This is a genomic window from Streptomyces sp. NPDC057002 (assembly GCF_042673825.1).
Lineage (GTDB): Bacteria > Actinomycetota > Actinomycetes > Streptomycetales > Streptomycetaceae > Streptomyces.
Map to the genome: position 1 here is coordinate 25,673 of NZ_JBHURZ010000011.1, position 19,406 is coordinate 45,078.

Annotated in this window: 16 protein-coding genes; 4 read left to right on the forward strand and 12 right to left on the reverse strand. The window is 70.8% G+C overall.

Translation table 11 applies throughout. The annotated features are described in order from the left end of the window. Nucleotides 1–9 precede the first annotated feature (9 nt). Complete coding sequence (gene pgl, locus ACFT32_RS39320; protein ID WP_329049706.1) at nt 10–795, forward strand: 6-phosphogluconolactonase; 786 nt, start codon at nt 10–12, stop codon at nt 793–795. A 33-nt stretch (nt 796–828) separates the two neighbouring features. Here the strand turns inward: pgl and ACFT32_RS39325 are convergent, their stop codons facing one another. The 5 genes from ACFT32_RS39325 to ACFT32_RS39345 form a co-directional block, all read right to left on the reverse strand. Continuing rightward, nucleotides 829–1,668, reverse strand: coding sequence for a carbohydrate ABC transporter permease (locus ACFT32_RS39325; RefSeq protein WP_382498754.1), 840 nt, complete (start codon nt 1,666–1,668; stop codon nt 829–831). Further along, nucleotides 1,665–3,026, reverse strand: coding sequence for an ABC transporter permease subunit (locus ACFT32_RS39330; protein WP_382498756.1), 1,362 nt, complete (start codon nt 3,024–3,026; stop codon nt 1,665–1,667). The genes ACFT32_RS39325 and ACFT32_RS39330 overlap by 4 nt, the downstream gene beginning before the upstream one ends. A gap of 6 nt (nt 3,027–3,032) precedes the next feature. Then, entirely contained in the window at nt 3,033–4,364 is a 1,332-nt protein-coding gene (locus ACFT32_RS39335) for an ABC transporter substrate-binding protein (protein WP_382498758.1), read from the reverse strand. Between the two features lie 37 nt (nt 4,365–4,401). Further along, nucleotides 4,402–6,060: a glycoside hydrolase family 13 protein gene (locus ACFT32_RS39340; RefSeq protein WP_382498761.1), complete on the reverse strand. Its 1,659-nt coding sequence runs from the start codon at nt 6,058–6,060 to the stop codon at nt 4,402–4,404. Between the two features lie 154 nt (nt 6,061–6,214). Next, nucleotides 6,215–7,486 carry an ABC transporter substrate-binding protein gene (locus ACFT32_RS39345; RefSeq protein ID WP_382498763.1) on the reverse strand — a complete coding sequence of 424 codons (1,272 nt, stop codon included), beginning with the start codon at nt 7,484–7,486 and terminating at the stop codon, nt 6,215–6,217. A gap of 121 nt (nt 7,487–7,607) precedes the next feature. Here ACFT32_RS39345 and ACFT32_RS39350 point away from each other — a divergent pair, with 121 nt between their 5' ends. The 3 genes from ACFT32_RS39350 to ACFT32_RS39360 all read left to right on the forward strand — a co-directional run bounded on the left by ACFT32_RS39350 (nt 7,608) and on the right by ACFT32_RS39360 (nt 11,389). Next, entirely contained in the window at nt 7,608–8,123 is a 516-nt protein-coding gene (locus tag ACFT32_RS39350) for a PadR family transcriptional regulator (RefSeq protein WP_382498765.1), read from the forward strand. Continuing rightward, nucleotides 8,120–8,875, forward strand: a complete 756-nt coding sequence (locus tag ACFT32_RS39355) for an ABC transporter ATP-binding protein (protein WP_382498767.1) — start codon at nt 8,120–8,122, stop codon at nt 8,873–8,875. Before ACFT32_RS39350 ends, ACFT32_RS39355 begins: the two co-directional genes overlap by 4 nt. An 87-nt stretch (nt 8,876–8,962) precedes the next feature. After that, nucleotides 8,963–11,389 (forward strand): FtsX-like permease family protein, encoded by a 2,427-nt coding sequence (locus tag ACFT32_RS39360; protein WP_382498769.1) that lies wholly within the window; start codon nt 8,963–8,965, stop codon nt 11,387–11,389. A 711-nt stretch (nt 11,390–12,100) separates the two neighbouring features. Here ACFT32_RS39360 and pgi read toward each other — a convergent pair. From pgi to gap, 7 genes are all read right to left on the reverse strand, one after another. Beyond that, nucleotides 12,101–13,753, reverse strand: coding sequence for a glucose-6-phosphate isomerase (gene pgi / locus ACFT32_RS39365; protein WP_382498772.1), 1,653 nt, complete (start codon nt 13,751–13,753; stop codon nt 12,101–12,103). 69 nt (nt 13,754–13,822) lie between these two features. Continuing rightward, complete coding sequence (locus tag ACFT32_RS39370; protein ID WP_382498773.1) at nt 13,823–15,094, reverse strand: MFS transporter; 1,272 nt, start codon at nt 15,092–15,094, stop codon at nt 13,823–13,825. A 134-nt stretch (nt 15,095–15,228) separates the two neighbouring features. Beyond that, nucleotides 15,229–15,564 carry an RNA polymerase-binding protein RbpA gene (locus ACFT32_RS39375; RefSeq protein WP_003976875.1) on the reverse strand — a complete coding sequence of 112 codons (336 nt, stop codon included), beginning with the start codon at nt 15,562–15,564 and terminating at the stop codon, nt 15,229–15,231. Between the two features lie 208 nt (nt 15,565–15,772). Further along, complete coding sequence (secG, locus tag ACFT32_RS39380) at nt 15,773–16,003, reverse strand: preprotein translocase subunit SecG (RefSeq protein ID WP_184596855.1); 231 nt, start codon at nt 16,001–16,003, stop codon at nt 15,773–15,775. 100 nt (nt 16,004–16,103) lie between these two features. Beyond that, nucleotides 16,104–16,880 carry a triose-phosphate isomerase gene (gene tpiA / locus ACFT32_RS39385; protein ID WP_382498775.1) on the reverse strand — a complete coding sequence of 259 codons (777 nt, stop codon included), beginning with the start codon at nt 16,878–16,880 and terminating at the stop codon, nt 16,104–16,106. A gap of 5 nt (nt 16,881–16,885) precedes the next feature. Further along, complete coding sequence (locus ACFT32_RS39390; RefSeq protein ID WP_382498777.1) at nt 16,886–18,097, reverse strand: phosphoglycerate kinase; 1,212 nt, start codon at nt 18,095–18,097, stop codon at nt 16,886–16,888. Nucleotides 18,098–18,239: 142 nt separating this feature from the next. Further along, the gene (gene gap / locus ACFT32_RS39395) at nt 18,240–19,250 is read right to left on the reverse strand and encodes a type I glyceraldehyde-3-phosphate dehydrogenase (RefSeq protein ID WP_382498779.1); all 1,011 of its coding nucleotides are present in this window, start codon (nt 19,248–19,250) and stop codon (nt 18,240–18,242) included. Nucleotides 19,251–19,406: the final 156 nt, after the last annotated feature.

Consider the following 19,406-nt stretch of genomic DNA (forward strand, 5'->3'; position numbering starts at 1 on the left):
TACGACGAAGTGAGTACGGCACCGCAGCTGGTCGTGCACCGCGACAAGGAGCTGATGGCGCAGGCCGCGGCGGCGCGGCTGATCACGAAGATCGTGGACGCGCAGGCCTCCCGGGGTTCGGCGTCCGTGGTCCTCACGGGCGGCCGCAACGGCAACGGCCTGCTGGCCGCACTGGCCGCGGCGCCCGCCCGGGACGCCGTCGACTGGAGCCGGCTCGACCTCTGGTGGGGCGACGAGCGGTTCCTGCCCGAGGGCGACCCGGAGCGCAACATCACGCAGGCGAGGGAGGCACTGCTGGACGCGGTGCCGCTCGATCCGAAGCGGGTGCACGCGATGCCCGCGTCGGACGGGCCACACGGCGCCGACGTGGACGCGGCGGCGGCCTCCTACGCGGAGGAACTGGCGCGGGCGGCGGGCCCGGAGAACCACGGCCCCGTGCCGACGTTCGACGTGCTGATGCTCGGCGTCGGCCCGGACACGCATGTCGCCTCGCTGTTCCCGGAGTTGCCTGCGGTGCGCGAGACGGACCGTACGGTCGTGGGTGTCCACGGCGCGCCCAAGCCGCCGCCGACCCGGGTGACGCTGACGCTGCCGGCGATCCGGGCGGCGCGGGAGGTGTGGCTCCTGGCCGCGGGCGAGGACAAGGCGCAGGCGGCGGCGATCGCGCTGTCGGGCGCGGGCGAGATCCAGGCCCCGGCGGCGGGGGCGTACGGCCGCAGCCGGACACTGTGGCTGCTGGACGGGGCGGCGGCCTCCCAGCTTCCGCGCTCGCTGTATCCGCCGGCCTCGGCCTGACGTACCAGGGGGCTCCGCCCCCTGGTACAGCGGCTACTTGACCGACCCCGCCATCACGCCCTGCACGAAGTGCTTCTGGAACGCGAAGAACACGATCACCGGAACCACCAGCGACACGAACGCCCCCGGCGCCAGCACATCGATGTTGCTGCCGAACTGCCGTATCTGCGACTGGAGTTCCACCGTCAGCGGCTGCGAGGAGCTGTCCGCGAACAGCAGTGCCACCAGCATGTCGTTCCACACCCACAGGAACTGGAAGATGGCCAGGGAGGCGATCGCCGGCCGTCCCACGGGCAGTACGAGCCGCGTGAAGATGCGCCACTCACTGCCCCCGTCCATGCGCGCGGCCTCCAGCATCTCCTTCGGTATCTCGGAGAAATAGTTCCGCAGCAGGAACACGGCGAACGGCAGGCCGTAGGCGACGTGGAAGAGCACGACACCCGGGATCGTCCCGAACAGCCCCAGCTGCCCGAAGAGTTTCGCGACCGGCAGCAGGCCGATCTGCACGGGCACCACCAGCAACGCGACCACGACCAGGAAGATCGTCTCCCGCCCGGGGAAGTCCAGCCATGCGAAGGCATAGCCCGCCAGCGCAGCGATGACGACGACCAGCAGCGTCGTCGGCACCGAGATCAGCACCGTGTTCCAGAACGCCGTCGTGATCCCGGCGTTCCCCAGCAGCTCCGAGTAGTTGTCGAAGGACAGCTGCCCGGGGCTGGTGAACACCGTCCACCAGCCGCCTGTCGCGGTCTCCTCGGCGGACCGCATCGAGGACAGGAACAGCCCGGCCAGGGGCGTCATCCACACCAGGCCCACGACCACGAGGAAGGCCTGGACGACCCCGTTGCCCAACCCGCGCCGAACCGCGTTCATCGCTGACTCCTTCGGAAGCGGCGGACGTTGAACACCATGGCCGGGACCACCAGCAGCAGGAGCAGCACCCCGAGCGCGCTGCCGAGGCCCTGGTTGTTGCCGCCGCCGAACGACACCAGCCACATCTGCGTCGCGAGCACGGTCGCGTCCTCCTGCACCGGCCCGGGCGCGATGATGTAGACGAGGTCGAACACCTTCATCACGTTGATCACCAGGGTGATGAAGACGACCGTCAGCACGGGCGCCAGCAACGGCACCGTGATCCGCCGGAAGATCTGCCACTCGTTCGCGCCGTCCATCCGGGCGGCCTCCAGCGTGTCCCGCGGCAGTGTCGCCAGGCCCGCGCCGATCAGCACCATGGAGAAGCCGGTCCAGATCCACAGGTACGCGCCGATGATCGCCGGTGTGACCAGCGCCGGTCCGAGCCAGGAGACGCCCTCGTAGGGCGGGGCGAAGTTGGACGACGGCAACTGCACCGCGTAGGAGCCGGGTTCGAGTCCCTCGAAGCGGAAGGAGCCGTCGGACGCGGTGGTCGCCGTGGCGACCGGCTTGCCGTCGCGCACCGCCTCGACCTTCATCTCCGGCAGCCCGCTCTCCTTCCGGTCGACCTTGCCCTGCTCCCCTCCCCCGCCGGGCGTGAAGTCCAGGTAGACCACGCCGCGCACCTCGTCGGGGGCGGCCTTCTGTCCCGCCGCCGCGTACGCGGGCTTGGTGCCCCCCGGCAGGTCGTCGGGCAGCACCCCGACCAGTGGGAGCGACACCGCGTTCCCCGGCGACACGCTCTGGCTCGTGCGGTACGACCCGTCCTTCTCCTTCGTCAGCCCCTGCCCGTCACGCCCCCGGGCCGTCGGGTAGGACGAGGAGCCCTCGAACGCGTCGTGGACGGAGACGACCGCGGCGTTCAGGACGCCCTTGTCGGGGTCCTCGTCGTAGGCGAGCCGGAAGATGATGCCGGCGGCGAGGAAGGAGACCGCCATCGGCATGAAGAGCAGCAGCTTGAAGGCCGTGGCCCAGCGGACCTTCTCCACCAGGACGGCCAGGATCAGCCCCAGGCCGGTCAGCAGGGCCGGCGCCACGACGACCCAGATGGCCGTGTTGCGCACGGCGTTGAGGGTCGCCGGGTCGCTGAACATCTCGGCGTAGTTGTCGCCGCCGACGAAGGTCGTCCCGGAGGCGTCGAAGAAGCTGCGGCCGATGCTGAACAGCACGGGGTAGACGACGAGCGCGCCGAGCAGCAGCAGCGCGGGCAGCACGAACAGCAGGGCGATGACCTTGCCGCGCCGGCGCAGTCGCCGCGTACGGTCGGCGATCGTGCCGGGCGGCGGGGGACTCGTCTCTTTCACGAGGGTCGCTGTCATGACGTATCAGTCCTGGTACGCCTTGGCCGCCGCGGCCTCCAGCTTCGCCGCGGTGCCCTTCGGGTCGGACGGGTCGCGCAGGAAGTCCTGGAGGAGCTTCCACTCGCCGGTGCCCTTCGTGCCGCCGAAGGCCGCCGGGGCCTGGTCGGACATGTCGAAGCGGACCGAGTCCGAGTCCCCTGCCTGGACGAGGGACTTGGCGGTGGCGCGGGTGACGTCGTCGCCGTACTTGGCGAGGTCGAGCTCCTTGTTCGGGGAGAGGAAGCCGCCCGCCTCGGCCCACACCGCCGAGGCCTCCGGCGTGGCCAGGTACTCCGTGAGAGCCTGCGCGGCCTTCTGGTTCTTGCCGTCCTTCAGGACGGCGGCCGCGTCACCGCCGCTGACGACCGGCGCCTCGCCGCCGCCGACCGCGGGGAACGGGAAGAAGTTCGCGTCCTTCCCGACGGTCTTCCCGAACTGGTCCTTGGCGACGCCGGCGACGAAGTCGCCCTCGTAGACCATGCCGGCCTCGGGCTCCGGCCCGAAGACCTTCTCCACGGAGCCGGGGAAGTCGGTGTTCAGGGCGCCCTTCTGGCCGCCCGCGATGAGCTGCTTGTCCTTGAAGAGCTTGCCGAGCGTGGTGAGGGCGTCGACGACCGAGGCGTCCGTCCACTTCAGCTTGTGCGCGGCGAGGGCGTCGTACTTCTCGGGTCCGGCCTGGGAGAGGTAGACATTCTCGAACCAGTCGGTGAGGGTCCAGCCGTCCTGTCCGGCGACGGAGAACGCGGCGAGCCCGGAGTCGGACACGGTCTGCCCGGCCTTCAGCATCTCGTCGTACGACTTCGGCGGCTTCACGCCGGCCTGGGCGAGGGCGTCGGGGCTGTACCAGACGGTCGACTTGTGGGCGGCCTTGAAGTACAGGCCGTAGAGGGTGCCGTCGACGCTGCCGTAGTCCTTCCACACGGGGGCGTACCCCGCGTCCACGGACTGCTCGGTCTTCTTCGACAGCGGCTTCAGCCAGCCCTTGGCGGCGAACTGCTTGAGCACGCCGACCTGCGGGACCATCACGACGTCGGGGGCGTTGCCGCCCTCGATCTTGCTGCCGACGACGGTGGAGACGTTGTCGCCGGTGGACGTGAACTGCGTCTTGGCGCCGGTCTTCTCGGTGAAGGCGTCCAGCACCTTCTGGAAGTTCTTCTGCTCGGTGCCGGACCAGACGCCGGCCACGGTGACCGTCTGGCCGCTGAGCGCCTTGTCGCCGCCGCCGGCCGCGACGGGGCCGCCGCCGCAGGCGGTCGTGCCGAGCGCCAGGACGAGGGCGGTGCAGCCGGTGAGCAGGGTGGTACGTCGTCGCATCATCGTTGATGTCCCTTCGGGGAGTTGACTTGCGGGGAGTTCAGGAACTGATCCACCAGGCGGCCGTGGAGCCGGGCAGTACCCCGGCGGGGCACGGGCCGCTGGCCAGCAGTGGGGTGCCGGAGACCGGCGCGGGTGTGGGGGCCGTGCCGAAGTTGACGGCGCACACCAGGTCGTCGCCGCGGGAGAAGGCCAGGACGCCGGGCGGGGCGTCCAGCCAGCGCAGCGTGCCCTCGCCCAGCTGGGGCAGGGTGCCGCGGAGCTGGAGGCCGTCGCGGTACAGGTGCCAGAAGGAGCGGGTGTCGGCGAGGGCGCGGTCGGTGGCGTACTCGGCGAAGTACTCCGGCTGCGGCAGCCACGGCTTGGCGCTCTCCACACCGGGGGTGAAGCCGAAGGGCGACGCCTGCCCCGACCAGGGCAGCGGCACCCGGCAGCCGTCACGGATCCGGGCCCGGCTGCCGGTGCGGTGGAAGATCGGGTCGGTGAGCACGTCGTCGGGCAGGTCCACGACCTCGGGCAGGCCCAGCTCCTCGCCCTGGTAGATGTAGGCGGCGCCGGGCAGTGCCAGCATCAGCAGCGCGGCGGCGCGGGCCCGGGCGGCACCGAGGCCGCTGCCTTCCGTGGCGGGTTCGCCGTAGCGGGTGACGGTGCGGACCTGGTCGTGGTTGTTGAGGACCCAGGTGACCGTCGAGCCGGTGCCGGCGATGTCCTGCATGGCCTCGGAGATGACCTTCTGGAAGGCCTCCGGGTCCCAGGGGGCGCTGAGCAGGTCGAAGAAGAAGGCCTGGTGGAGCTCGTCCGGGCGGACGTACCGGGCGTGCTCGCGGGCGGTCGGGACGGAGACCTCGCCGACGAGGAGGCGTTCGCAGCCGTCCCGCTCGGTGTACTCCTCGCATATGGAGCGCCAGCGCCGCCACACGTCGTGGACCTCGGGCTGGTTCCAGGCGAGCGGGTTGACCGAGTCGCGGGTGCGGGCGTCGGCCTCCGGGTCGTCGGAGTCGGGCAGCTCGGGGTGCTTGTAGAGGCCGGCGGCGACATCGATGCGGAATCCGTCGACGCCCCGGTCCAGCCAGAAGCGCAGTACCCGGTCGAACTCGGCGGCGACCTCCGGGTCGCGCCAGTTCCAGTCGGGCTGCTCGGGCGTGAACATGTGCAGGTACCACTGGCCGGGCCGCCCGTCCGCCTCGGTCACCCGGCTCCACGCCGGGCCGCCGAACATCGCGTGCCAGTTGTTGGGCGGCTCGTCGCCGTCCGGGCCGCGGCCGTCGGCGAAGTGGAAACGGGCGCGGGCCTCGCTGCCGGGAGCCGCGGCGAGGGCCTCGCGGAACCAGGGGTGCTCGCTGGAGCAGTGGTTCGGGACGATGTCGAGCAGCACCTTCACGCCGAGCCGCCGCGCGGCGCCCACCAGCAGGTCGAACTCGGCGAGGTCGCCGAAGAGCGGGTCGACGTCGCAGTAGTCGGCCACGTCGTAGCCGTGGTCGTGCTGCGGCGAGGGATAGAAGGGGCTTAGCCAGATCCCGTCGACGCCGAGCTTCTTCAGGTACGGCAGCCCGGCCCGGACGCCGGCGAGGTCGCCGACGCCGTCGCCGGTGCTGTCGAGGAAGCTGCGGACGTAGACCTGATAGATCACTGCGTCACGCCACCAGTGGTGCCTGTTCAACCCATCGACCTGTCTCTGAGGAGGGCAGCGGTTATGCATGCATGTTAAGTAGGCGTGACGAGAGGGTGTCAATGAAAAGGCACAAGCTACTGAGGAGTTGATGTGGTGCGAATCTGTATCAATCGGGCATTTCGCAGCCAGATGAGACGTCCGCGTTACCTAACAAGTAACTAGAAGCGGGTCGCTGGAAGCGCTAGCCGCGCGAGATGACGGCGAGCTCCCGTGCGAGACGGCGCACCGCCGCCGTCGGCGTCTCGTTCCCGGCCATCGCGTCGTGCACGACCGCCTGGACGACCAGACTGACCTGGTCGTAGCGCGGGCTCTTGGGGCGCGGCGCGGCCGCGAGCACGCTCTCGCGCAGGGTCGGCAGATACGGGAACCTGCGGATGAGCTGCGGATCCTTGTAGAGATCGGCCCGTACGGGCGGCAGCGCGCCACGGGTGAGGACCTGGCGCTGGACACCCTCACTGGTGAGGTACGCGAGCAGACGGGCGGCCGAGTCGGGATGCCGGGCGTGGGAGCTGACGGCCAGGTTGGAACCGCCGAGGACACTCGTCCCCGGACCGTCCCGGCCGGGCAGCGGCACGGCGCCGATCTTCCCGGCGACCCGGGAGCCCGGGGCGGAGGCGCCTACGTACGCATACGGCCAGTTCCGCAGGAAGAGCAGCCGGCCGTCCTGGAAGGCCTGCTTGGACTCCTCTTCCTTGTAGGTCAGCGCCTTTCTCGGGATCCAGCCCTCCTGCACTCCGCGCGCCAGGAACCCGATGCCCTCGCGGGCCGCCGCCGAGTCGACGGTGACGCGCTCGCCCTCGTCGCCGAGGATCGAGCCGCCCGCCGAGTAGACGGCCTCGGCCGCGTTGACGGTGAGGCCCTCGTACGGCAGGAACTGCCCGGCGTAGCCGTCTAGACCGTGCTTCGGGGCGATGGTCTTCGCGTACCGCTCCAGCTCCGCCCAGGTGCGCGGCGGCTCGACTCCCTCCTCGGCGAGGACGTCCTTGCGGTAGAGGAGCAGGCCGGCGTTGGTCACGTACGGGACGGCGTACAGCTGTCCGTCGTAGGTCGCCGTGTCCACGACCGGCGGGAGGAAGGTCTTGAGCGGGAAGCGGTCGCGGGGCAGGGGCCTGATCCAGCCCGCGGCGGCGAACTCCGAGGTCCAGTTGACGTCGATGTTGAGCACGTCGAACCGGCTGCGGTCGCCGTCGCGCAGATCGGTGGCCATCTGCGCCTGGGTCTCGTCGGCCGAGTCGGGCAGCTCGACGAGGGTCACCTTCTCGCCGGGGTGGGTGCGGTTCCAGCCCTCCAGCAGAGGGCCGAGATACCCGGTGAGGTCTCCGGCGGTGGCCAGGGTCAGCGGTCCGCGGCCGCCCTCCGGCGGCTCTCCCGCCTGCGCTCCGGCGGCGACATAGCCTGTCAGGACCACGGCGAGAACGAGAAGGCCCCTACCCGCGGCATGGATCCACCGCATAGGTTCCTCCCTGTACACCGGCGACGGGCTCCTTTGCCCGGAATCAGAGGCCATGTATACCTGTTAGGTATGGGCGATACTAGGGTCTGGAGCACATTGACCGGACAGGAGGACTGCACGCGTGCGCCTGCACCTCCTGGCACTCCTCGCCCGCGGCCCCGCCCATGGCTACGAGCTCAAGCAGGACCTTGAGCAACTGCTGGGCTCCGCGTACCCTCAGCCGAATGTCGGCCAGGTCTATGTGACCCTCGGCCGCCTCGAGAAGTCGGGACTGATCGAGGGCGAGGACGTGGCGCAGTCCAGCCGGCCCAATAAAAAGGTCTACCACCTCACCGACGCCGGGCGGGAGGCGCTGCGCGCCTGGTTCGAGGAGCCCGAGGACGAGCCGCGGGTGCGGGACGACTTCTTCATGAAGCTGGCGCTCGCTCCGCAGACCGGGCTGGCCGACCAGATCTCCCTGATCAACCACCAGCGGCGCCAGTATCTGAACACCATGCGGCAGCTGTCGAAGCTGGCCGCCGCCGAAGACCGCGACAACCGCATCGCGCATCTGCTGATAGAGGGTGCGATGCTGCACTTGCAGGCCGATCTCGACTGGCTGGAGCGGTGCCAGGAAGAGCTGGAGGAGCTGGAGTGAGCGACGACCGTCCCGCTCCTGTGCTGCGCGCCGAGGGGCTGGTGAAGACCCACCACGGCGAGGGCGCGCCCGCCCATGCCGTGCGCGGGGTGGACCTGTGCGTACGGCAGGGCGAGTTCGTGGCGATCACCGGCCCGTCCGGCGCCGGCAAGTCGACGCTGCTGCATCTGCTCGGTGGGCTCCAGCGGCCGGACGCGGGCCACCTCTGGCTCGACGGCGAGTCCACCGACACCTACAGCGAGGCCCGCTGGGCGGTGGAGCGCAGGAAACGGATCGGGATCGTCTTCCAGTTCTTCAACCTCGTGTCGAACCTGTCCGTCGCCGACAACGTGGAGCTGCCCGCCCTGCTCGCCGGAAGCTCGCCCAAGCAGGCGCGCACCGAGCGCGAGCAGCTGCTGGCCGAGCTGGGCCTGACGGGCAAGGAGCGCAGCATGCCGGGCGAGCTGTCCGGCGGTGAGCAGCAGCGGGTCGCCCTGGCCCGGGCCCTGGTCAACCATCCCCCGCTGCTGCTGGCCGACGAACCGGCCGGCAGCCTCGACAGCAAGGGCACCCGCGAGGTGATGCGGCTGCTGTCCCGCTTCCACCAGCGCGGCCAGACGATCCTCCTGGTCACCCATGACGCCCGGCTGGCGAGCGCCGCGGACCGGGTGATCAGCTTCTTCGACGGCCGGATCGCCGACGACGCGGAACTCGACGGCGGCACACCCCCGCGCCGGTCCGGCATCTCCGGTGTGCTGGAACTCAAGGACTGACATGCGGGTGTACGACGGCTGCGCCACGAGTGGGCCGAGGGGCCGGGTGCCCGGCCGCCCGGCGTCCAGGCCGAGAGGCTGAGGCCCGTGCGAGCCACCCTGCGCTGGGCGCACTCCGATCTGCGCACGCACCGCGGCGAGGCGCTGTTCCTCGTCCTCGCCACCGCGGGCATCGTCGCCTCGCTGCTGCTGGCCACGGCCCTGTTCGGGTACGCGACCAATCCCTGGCAGCGCGTGTTCACGCAGTCGCACGGCGCGCATGTGTGGCTGCACACCGACGCCGCCGCCGACACCGGGAAACTGGCCGGCCTGGACGGCGTCGACTCCGTCGCCGGGCCCTATCCCACCGCCGACACCACCGTCTCCTCACGGGGCAGCCGCGCAGCCGTGGAACTGCGCGGCACCCCGGAACGACCCTCCGTCGGCCGCCCGCCGGTCGTCTCCGGCCACTGGCTCGACCCCGCGACGCCGAACGGCGTGGTCCTGGAGAGCCGCCTGGCCCGCGCTCTGCTGGCCGAGCCCGGCGACACCATCGGCGTGCCCGGCACCGCCCGCGAGCTGACCGTCGTGGGGGTCGCCGACAGCGCCGAGCCGCGCTACCGGCCCGGTGAGCAGCCGGGCCTGGTGTGGGCCCTGCCCTCGGCCGTGCCGGATCCCGGCGGCCAGGCGATCGGGCTGCGGCTGACGGACCCCGGCGACACCTCCTACATCGTGCAGCGTGCCGTGACCGTGCTGGGAGCCGGGGCGATCGGCGAGGTGTCCACCTGGCAGCAGGCACGCGCCGAGGCACAGGGCGACAACCGGCTCCTCGGCCAGGTGCTGGGCCTGTTCGGGCTGGGCGCGCTGATCGCCGCCGGGCTCGCCGTGCACGGGGCGATCAGCACCCGTATCCGCGGCCACCTGCGGGACCTCTCCGTGCTGAAGGCGATCGGCTTCACCCCGGGGCAGGTGGTCCGCGTCTTCCTGCTCCAGCACCTCGCCTACGCCCTGCTGGGCGCCGTCGCCGCCGCGGCGCTCGCCGAGGCCCTGGGCAGCCGGATCCCCGGGCGGCTCGGGGACGCGGTCGGTGTGTGGCAGGGCCTGCCCGGGCACACCGTGGCGCTCGTCGTGGTCCCGGTGGGCGCGGTGCTGTTCATCGGCGCGACCACCGGCCTGGCCGCGTGGCGGGCGGGACAGGTGCCCCCGGTGCCGGTGCCGCGGCCCACGGCCCCGCTGGGCGGGCGTCTGTCCGGGGTGACGGGCCGGAGCCGCGGAGAACGGTCCGGCGGCCGCGGAAGGCGGCCCGCTGCCGCTTCGCCGAGCGGGCGGATGGCGAGCGGTGTGCGCCGCGTCCTCAGGCTCCCGCCCGCGGCTCCACGGACCGGACAGCTCTCCGCCACGGCCCGCCGGGCGCTCGGCCTGCGGATTCCGCCCGCGCTGGTGCTGGGCTGGCACAAGGCGTTCGCCCGCCGCCCCCGCTCCCTCGCCACGGTCGCCCGCCTCACCCTGCCGCTGCTGCTGATCGTCGTGGCCATGAGCGCGTGGACCACCATCGACCGCTTCCACAGCGAGCCGGAGCAGATCGGCCTGCCCACCACGCTCAGCGTCCGCGCCGACAGCGGTCTGGGCGAACGGCAGACCCGCGCCCTCCTGGAACGCGACCCACAGGTCGCCGCCGCCTACCCCGGCGTCGAGACGGCCGCCCTGGTCCCGGGCCAGACGGCCACCATCGCCCTGCGCGGCCTCGGCACGCAGCAGGACCCCTACCCTTACACCCTCGCCGAGGGCCGGGCCGCCCGCGGCGCCGACGAGGCGGTGGCCGGGCAGGGGCTGCTCGACCTGCTGGACGTGCGCGTCGGCGACTGGGTCCGCATGACCGTCGGCGACCAGCCGCAGATCCTGCACATCGTGGGCCGCAGCATCGAGCCGGAGAACGCCGGCCGGGTCATCTCCACGTCCCTCGACACCCTCCGCGCGAACGACCCCGGGCTCCGCCCGACCCTCTACGAGCTGCGCCTCGACCCCGGCGCCGACCCGGGGAAGGTCGCCGACCGGCTCGCCACGGCCGGGCGCGGCCATCTGGACGTGCACACCGTGGCCAACCCCGCCGACGGGCTCTCCCCGCTGCGGGCGGTCGTCGCCGGGCTGATCGCCGTGCTCGCCCTCATCGGGCTCATCGAGCTGCTGACCGCGATCGGCGGCGCCGTCCGCGAGGGCGAACGGGACCTGCTGGCGCTGAAGGCCATCGGCCTGTCCCCCCGCCAGATCACGGCGATCACGGTCACGGCCATCGGCTGTACGGCCCTGGCGGCCGTGCTCGCCGCCACCGCCCTGGGCCTGCCGCTCGCCCACTGGCTGATCGACGCCCAGGGCAGATCGAGCGGGATCGGCGCGGGGATCGCGCAGGGCCCGTCGGCCCTCCTCATGCTGCTGCTGGGGGCGGCGGCGGTGCTCTGCGCGGCCGCCCTGGCCGCCCTGCCCGCGGCCCGCGCGGCACGCCGCCGGCTCGCGGACACGCTGAGCGCGGTCGCCTGACCCCGGCCCGTCGGCCGCCCCGGGTCAGCCCCCGTAGGGGCGCTGCGGGTACGGCGGCTGCGGGTGGGGCGCGTAGGCGTTGCCGCCTCCGGTGGGCTGCTGCGGAACACCATAGGGATTGCCGTACGGGTTTCCCTGCTGCGACAGGTACGGCGATCCCGCCGGGGGCGTGCCCGGGTGCACGGGCGGAGCCATCAGCGGAACGGGCCCTGGCACCGGCGCGCCCAGGATGAAGACGATCCCCAGGGTGAGGCTGAGCCCGTGCAGATCCAGAGACCCGCACCGCCCCGTAGGCCGTGAAGACGAGCATCCACGTCATCGTCACGCCGCCCCCGATGATCACGGCGAGGTGCGCCGACCCGTTTCACCGTCTGCACCAGCACCAGCAGGGCGGCCACACATCCGACGAACAGCACCAGCAGCTCAAGGGAGTTGAGCAGCAGTACCCGCAACTGCCGTGTAGACGCCGAGGGACGCGACCGCTCCCGCGATGACCCGGAACCGCTTGAGCCGCTCCACGGACGGGTCGAGCGGTTGCGGTACCCACGCCGGATGGAACAACGGCCCGAGCCACGTCCTGGGGGCTTCAGGAGGGACCGGGCCGTCAGCGTGCCGCCTGTCCGACTTCCGCGTGTGCGTGCCATGTCGCGCTCCCCCGAGCACTCGCCCTGATGATCGCCGGGGAGGCTACGGGAAGCGGACGGCTCGACGTCACTGCCGGCCGCGCAGCTCCCGGTACGTGGCGACCAGGGCCTCGGTGGACGCGTCCAGGCCCTCGACCTCGGCGCCCTCGGTCAGCGCGGGCTCGACGCGCTTGGCGAGGACCTTGCCCAGCTCGACGCCCCACTGGTCGAAGGAGTCGATGTTCCACACCGCGCCCTGCACGAACACCTTGTGCTCGTAGAGGGCGACCAACTGGCCGAGGACCGACGGCGTCAGCTCGGGCGCCAGGATCGTGGTCGTCGGGTGGTTGCCCCGGAACGTCTTGTGCGGCACCAGCTCCTCCGGCACACCCTCCGCCCGGACCTCCTGCGGCGTCTTGCCGAAGGCGAGCGCCTGCGTCTGGGCGAAGAAGTTGGCCATCAGCAGATCGTGCTGCGCCCTGAGCTCCTCGCTCAGCTCGGCGACCGGCCGTGCGAAGCCGATGAAGTCCGCCGGGATGAGCTTGGTGCCCTGGTGGATGAGCTGGTAGTAGGCGTGCTGCCCGTTGGTGCCGGGCGTGCCCCACACCACCGGCCCCGTCTGCCACTGGACGGGACGGCCCTCGCGGTCCACCGACTTGCCGTTGGACTCCATGTCGAGCTGCTGGAGGTAGGCGGTGAACTTGGACAGGTAGTGGCTGTAGGGCAGCACCGCGTGCGACTGGGCGTCGAGGAAGTTGCCGTACCAGATGCCGAGCAGGCCCAGCAGCAGCGGGGCGTTGGCCTCGGCGGGGGCGTTGCGGAAGTGCTCGTCGACGATGCGGAAGCCGTCGAGCATCTCCCGGAAGCCGTCCGGGCCGATGGCGATCATCAGGGACAGGCCGATCGCGGAGTCGTACGAGTAGCGGCCGCCGACCCAGTCCCAGAACTCGAACATGTTGTCGACGTCGATACCGAACCCGGCGACCTTCTCCGCGTTCGTCGACAGGGCGACGAAGTGCTTGGCGACGGCGGCCTCGTCACCGAGCGCGGCCAGCAGCCAGCTTCGGGCGGACGTGGCGTTGGTGACCGTCTCGATCGTGGTGAAGGTCTTGGAGGCGACGACGAACAGCGTCTCCGCCGGGTCCAGGTCCCTGACCGCCTCGTGCAGGTCGGCGCCGTCCACGTTCGACACGAAGCGGAACGTCAGATCCCGCGCGGTGTACGGCCGCAGCACCTCGTACGCCATCGCGGGGCCCAGGTCGGAGCCGCCGATGCCGATGTTGACGACATTGCGGATGCGCTTGCCGGTGTGCCCGGTCCACTCCCCGGAGCGCACGCGGTCGGCGAAGCCGGCCATCCTGTCGAGCACGGCGTGCACACCCGGCACCACGTTCTCGCCGTCGGCCTCGACCACCGTGTCCCGCGGCGCCCGCAGCGCGGTGTGCAACACGGCCCGGTCCTCGGTGGTGTTGATCTTCTCCCCACGGAACATGGCGTCCCGGAGCCCGAAGACGTCGGTGGCGGCGGCCAGTTCCCGCAGCAGTCGCAGGGTCTCGTCGGTGACGAGGTGCTTGGAGTAGTCGACGTACAGGTCACCGACCCGGAGGGCGTACGCGGTACCGCGGCCGGGCTCGGCCGCGAACAGCTCGCGCAGCCGGACCTCGCCCTGCTCTTCGCGATGCTTGGCAAGCGCCGTCCACTCGGGCGTCTGGTTGAGCCTGGTACGGCCGTCTGCGTTCATCTCGGACTTCAGCCTTCTTTCCTGTCCTGCCTGCGTACCTTGCCCCGCTGCCGGTCCCAACCTAATTGATCAGCGCGTGGCATCGGTGGTCGTGGCACCGTCGTCCGGTTCAACAACAGATACGTTCGCGTTGAGCGTGGGTATCAGCGCGATGACGGCCAGGAGGAAGAAGGCGGCGGTGAGCAGGGGCGGGGTGTTCGGCCCCCAGGCGGTGGCGACGGCTCCGCCCAGCAGGCCACCGAGGGGCACTCCGGCGAAGGCGAGGGTGCGGAAAGCCGAGCTGACCCGGCCCAGCAGCTCGGCGGGACTGCGCTCCTGCATCAGGGTCGTCGTGTTGACGTTCCACACCATGCCCATGAATCCGAAGACGACCAGCATCCCCACCAGCACGGTCAGGCTGCGCACGGTGCCCATGACGACGAGGGCCGCGGTCTGCACCGATCCGGCGAGCAGCACCGACGGCAGCCGGCCGAGCCGCGCCACCAGCCGGCCGTTCACCACTCCCCCGGCCAGGCTGCCCAGGGTGAAGGCGGTGCCTGCCGCCGCGTAGCCCGCGGGGCCGGCCTCCAGCCAGTCGGTGACGAGGACCACCAGCAGGGCAAGGAGGGAGCCCATGCCGACGTTGCACAGGGCCGAGGCGGCGCACAGGCTGCGCAGGGCGCGGTCGCGCCACAGGGTGCGCAACCCCTCCGCGATCTCGCCGCGCAGGGTGCTGCCCGCCGGTCTCGGCTCGCGGTCGGTCTCGGCCGCGGCCGGCAGTGCGGCGATCAGCGCGGCGGCCACCAGGAAGGTCACCGCGTCGGCCGCGAAGGGCACGGCGGTCCCCGCCGCCAGCAGCAGCGGCACGACGGGTCCGCCCAGCAGGCCGCCCGCGATGCGCTGGCCGGTCATCAGCCGGGCGTTGGCACTGCCCAGCGCGTCCCGGTCGACCAGGGCGGGAAGCAGCGCGGTCGCGGCGTTGTCGAAGAGGGTCTGGAGGGTGGTGAGCGCCACGGCCAACACGATGAGGAGGCCGATCGAGGCGTGGCCGAGCGCGACGGCCACGGCGAAGGCGGCGACCAGCAGGCCTCGTAACGCGTCCGCCATCCACATGGCGCGCCGCTGGTCCACGCGGTCGGCGACCGCCCCGCCCAGCAGTCCGAAGACGATCCAGGGCAGATAGCCGCAGGCCGTGACGGAGGCGATGAGCAGCGGCTCGTCGGTCAGCGTGACGGCCAGCAGGGGCAGCGCGGCCGTACGCAGCGCGTCACCGAAGCTGGACAGCACGGCAGCGCTCCACAGCCGTCCGAAGCCCCCGCGCCACGCGGGCGCGCGCACGCTCCCCACCTCGACCGTCGCCACTGTTCCCCCCTACGGTTCGCCCGATGCACAAACCGTAGAGGGCACCACTGACAATGGGTCCGCGAGCGAGCCTCGGCGGGCCTCGGAAACCAGCTCCGGCCGGGCACCTGCTGGTGCCCGGCCGGTCTCAATTCCTAGATCTCGCCCCGCAGTTTGGCGAGCGCCTCGGCGAGGATCGCCTCGCCGTCCGCGTCGCTGCGGCGCTCCCGTACATACGCCAGGTGCGTCTTGTAGGGCTCGGTGCGCGGCGGGTCCGGGGGGTTGTCCCGGTCCTGGCCGGCCGGGAATCCGCAGCGGGGACAGTCCCAGGTTTCGGGCACCTGCGCGTCGCTGGCGAAGCTCGGCTGGGTCTCGTGTCCGTTGGAGCACCAGAAGGAGATGCGCAGCCGCGGCGCGGACTCGCCGCGCTCGGCCTCGCCCATCGGCCCCGCCCCGACCCGGCTTCCCCGGATCGCGTTGCCACTTGCCACGGTCGTAACTCCCTGCGTGATGGTGCCGCGAAGCGAGTCGGCGTTCCGCTTCGCTGCGAGCGCCTCAGTCTACGTAAGGCCCAACGCGCGTCCAGTGATTGGAGTTACAACCCTCACACGAAGACGCAAGCCCCATGATAGGCCGCGCTCAGCTGCGCGTACCGTACATGGGGCCTTGCGTACAAGTTCCGTGCGGATTGCGTCTCGGTCAGTTGTTCACCTTCATCAGGATGCCGAGCACGACAATGCACGCGAACCATCCCAGACCGACCACGACGGTGATCCGGTCGAGGTTGCGCTCGGCGACCGAGGAGCCGCCGACTGAGGACTGCATGCCGCCACCGAACATGTCGGAGAGGCCGCCGCCCTTCCCCTTGTGCATCAGCACCAGCAGCATCAGCAGCAGGCTGAAGACGATCAGGGCGATCGAGAACCCCATAACCACGGCTGGACCAACTTCCTCGGATTCTGACGGACGACGCGGGGCCCAGCACATGCTGGACCCCGCAAGGGTACGACGTTACGCCGCTACCGCATACTCACTGGTCGCGGAAGCGCACGATCTTGACGAACTCGTCGGCGTCCAGTGAGGCGCCGCCGACCAGGGCGCCGTCGATGTCGGCCTGGGCCATGATCTCGGCGACGTTGCCCGCCTTGACCGAGCCTCCGTACTGGATCCGGATCTTGTCGGCCAGGTCCTGCGAGTACAGCTCGGCGATCTTGCCGCGGATCGCCGAGCAGACCTCCTGGGCGTCCCCGGCTCCGCAGACCTTGCCGGTTCCGATGGCCCAGACGGGCTCGTAGGCGATCACGATGGTCTCGGCCTGCTCGGCGGGGAGGTCCTTCAGACCGCCCTCGACCTGGGCGAGGGTGTGGGAGACGTGGTTGCCCGCCTCGCGGATCTCCAGCTCCTCACCGACGCACAGGATGGGGGTCAGGCCGTGCTTGTAGGCGGCCTTGACCTTGGCGTTCACCAGCTCGTCGGTCTCGGCGTGGTACTGGCGCCGCTCGCTGTGGCCGATCGCGACGTACGAGCACTTCAGCTTGGCCAGCATGGGGCCGGAGATCTCGCCGGTGAAGGCACCGCCGTCGTGCGCCGAGATGTCCTGGGCGCCGTACTTGATCTTGAGCTTGTCGCCGTCGACCAGGGTCTGCACGGAGCGCAGGTCGGTGAAGGGCGGCAGGACGGCGACCTCGACGGCCTCGTAGTCCTTGTCGGCCAGGGCGAAGGCGAGCTTCTGGACGTGGGCGATGGCCTCGAGGTGGTTGAGGTTCATCTTCCAGTTGCCCGCCATCAGCGGCGTGCGCGCGGTCATGTGGGTCAGTCCTCCAGTGCGGCGAGGCCGGGGAGCGTCTTGCCCTCGAGGTATTCGAGGGAGGCGCCGCCACCGGTCGAGATGTGGCCGAATGCCGTCTCGTCGAAGCCCAGGGTGCGAACGGCGGCGGCGGAGTCGCCACCGCCGACCACGGTGAAGCCCTTGGATTCGACGAGTGCCTGGGCGACCGCCTTGGTGCCCTCGGCGTAGTCGGGGTGCTCGAAGACGCCCATGGGGCCGTTCCAGAAGACGGTGGCGGCGTCGGCGAGCTTGGATGCGTACAGCTTGCAGGTCTCGGGCCCGTTGTCGAGGCCCAGTCGGTCGGCCGGGATGGCGTCCGCGGCGACCGTCGTGGGGTGGGCCGGGGCCTTGGTCTTCAGGTCCGGGAACTCGGTCGCGACGAGGACGTCCACCGGCAGGACCAGCTCGACGCCGGTCTTCTCGGCACGCTCGATGTACTCGTTGACGGCCGGGATCTGGTCCTCCTGAAGGAGGGAGGTGCCGACCTCGTAGCCCTTGGCCTTGAGGAAGGTGTAGGCCATGCCGCCGCCGATGAGGATCCGGTCGGCCTTGCCGAGCAGCTGGTCGATCACGGCGAGCTTGTCGGAGACCTTGGCCCCGCCGAGGACGACGACGTACGGCCGCTTGACCTCGTCGGTGAGCTTCTTCAGGACGCCGACCTCGTTCGCGATGAGGTAGCCGGCGTAGTGCGGCAGGCGCGCCGGGAGGTCGTACACGGACGCGTGCTTGCGGTGCACCGCGCCGAAGCCGTCGCCGACGTAGACGTCCGCGAGGGCGGCGAGCCGGTCGGCGAAGGCGCCGCGCTCGGCGTCGTCCTTGCTGGTCTCGCCGGCGTTGAAGCGCAGGTTCTCGATGACCGCGACCTGGCCGTCGGTCAGGGCGGCGACTGTGGCCTGGGCGGACTCGCCGACCGTGTCGGTCGCGAAGGCCACGTCGGCGCCGAGGAGCTCACCGAGGCGCGCGGCGGCGGGGGCGAGGGAGAAGGCCGGGTCCGGGGCGCCCTTGGGGCGGCCCAGGTGGGACGCGACGACCACGCGGGCGCCCGCCTCGGCGAGGGCCTTGACCGTGGGCAGCACGGCGCGGATACGGCCGTCGTCGGTGATCGTCGTGCCGTCCAGCGGCACGTTCAGGTCCGCGCGGACGAAAGCCCGCTTGCCCGCGACCCCTTCGGCGAGGAGTTCGTCGATCGTCTTCATGAGGGGACTCCTGAAAGAGCTCGTGATCGCTCGTAAGCGCTCGTGATCGAACAGCTCTGATCTGTACGTGCGTCAGGGCTCGGGCAGCGCGTCCTCGCGCTGCCCGAGCCCTGCACTCACATGGTCGTGCCTGCTCAGTTGATCAGAGCTGGTTGCCGACGAAGACCGTAAGGTCGACGAGGCGGTTGGAGTAGCCCCACTCGTTGTCGTACCAGCCGAGGATCTTCACCGAGTTGCCCTCCTGGACCATGGTCAGGGAGGAGTCGAAGGTGCAGGAGGCCGGGTCGCTGACGATGTCCGAGGAGACGATCGGGTCCTCGGTGTACGCCAGGTAGCCCTTGAGATCGCCGTCCTCGGACGCCTTCTTGAACGCGGCGTTGACCTCGTCCTTGGTGACCTCGCGCTGGAGCGTCACGACCAGGTCGGTGGCCGAGCCGGTCGGGACCGGGACACGCATCGCGATGCCGTCGAGCTTGCCCTTGAGCTGCGGCAGGACCAGCGCGGTGGCCTTCGCGGCCCCCGTGGTGGTCGGGATGATGTTCTCGGCGGCGGCGCGGGCGCGACGCAGGTCCGAGTGCGGGAAGTCCAGGATGCGCTGGTCGTTGGTGTACGCGTGCACCGTCGTCATCAGGCCCTTGACGATGCCGAAGTTCTCGTCGAGGACCTTGGCCATCGGCGCCACACAGTTGGTGGTGCAGGAGGCGTTGGAGATGACGTGGTGGTTCGCCGGCTCGTACTTGTCCTGGTTGACACCCATCACGATGGTGATGTCCTCCTCCTTGGCCGGAGCCGAGATGAGGACCTTCTTGGCGCCGCCGGCGAGGTGCTTGGCGGCGTCCGCCTTCTTCGTGAAGATGCCGGTGGACTCGATGACGATGTCGACGCCCAGCTCGCCCCACGGGATGTCGGCGGGGTTGCGCTCGGAGAGCACCTTGATGGTGTGGTCGTCGACCGTGATCGTGTCTGCGGTGTGCGACACCTCTGCCTTGAGACGGCCCAGGATGGTGTCGTACTTGAGCAGATGAGCGGTGGTCGCGGTGTCACCCAGGTCGTTGACAGCCACGATTTCGATGTCCGCACCCTGCTCCAGCAGAGCGCGGAAGTAGTTGCGGCCGATGCGGCCGAAGCCGTTGATGCCTACGCGGATCGTCACGAACCGATCTCCTCGTTGGTACGCCGGCCATGAAGAGCCGGCGAGCTCTGTTTGGGATGTCCCCGACCGCCTACGACCCTACCTCCCTGAGCCCCAGGTGGTGACATCCAGATGCCCCATACACGGCAGGGCGGTCCGTACCCGCCAGTAGGGGTA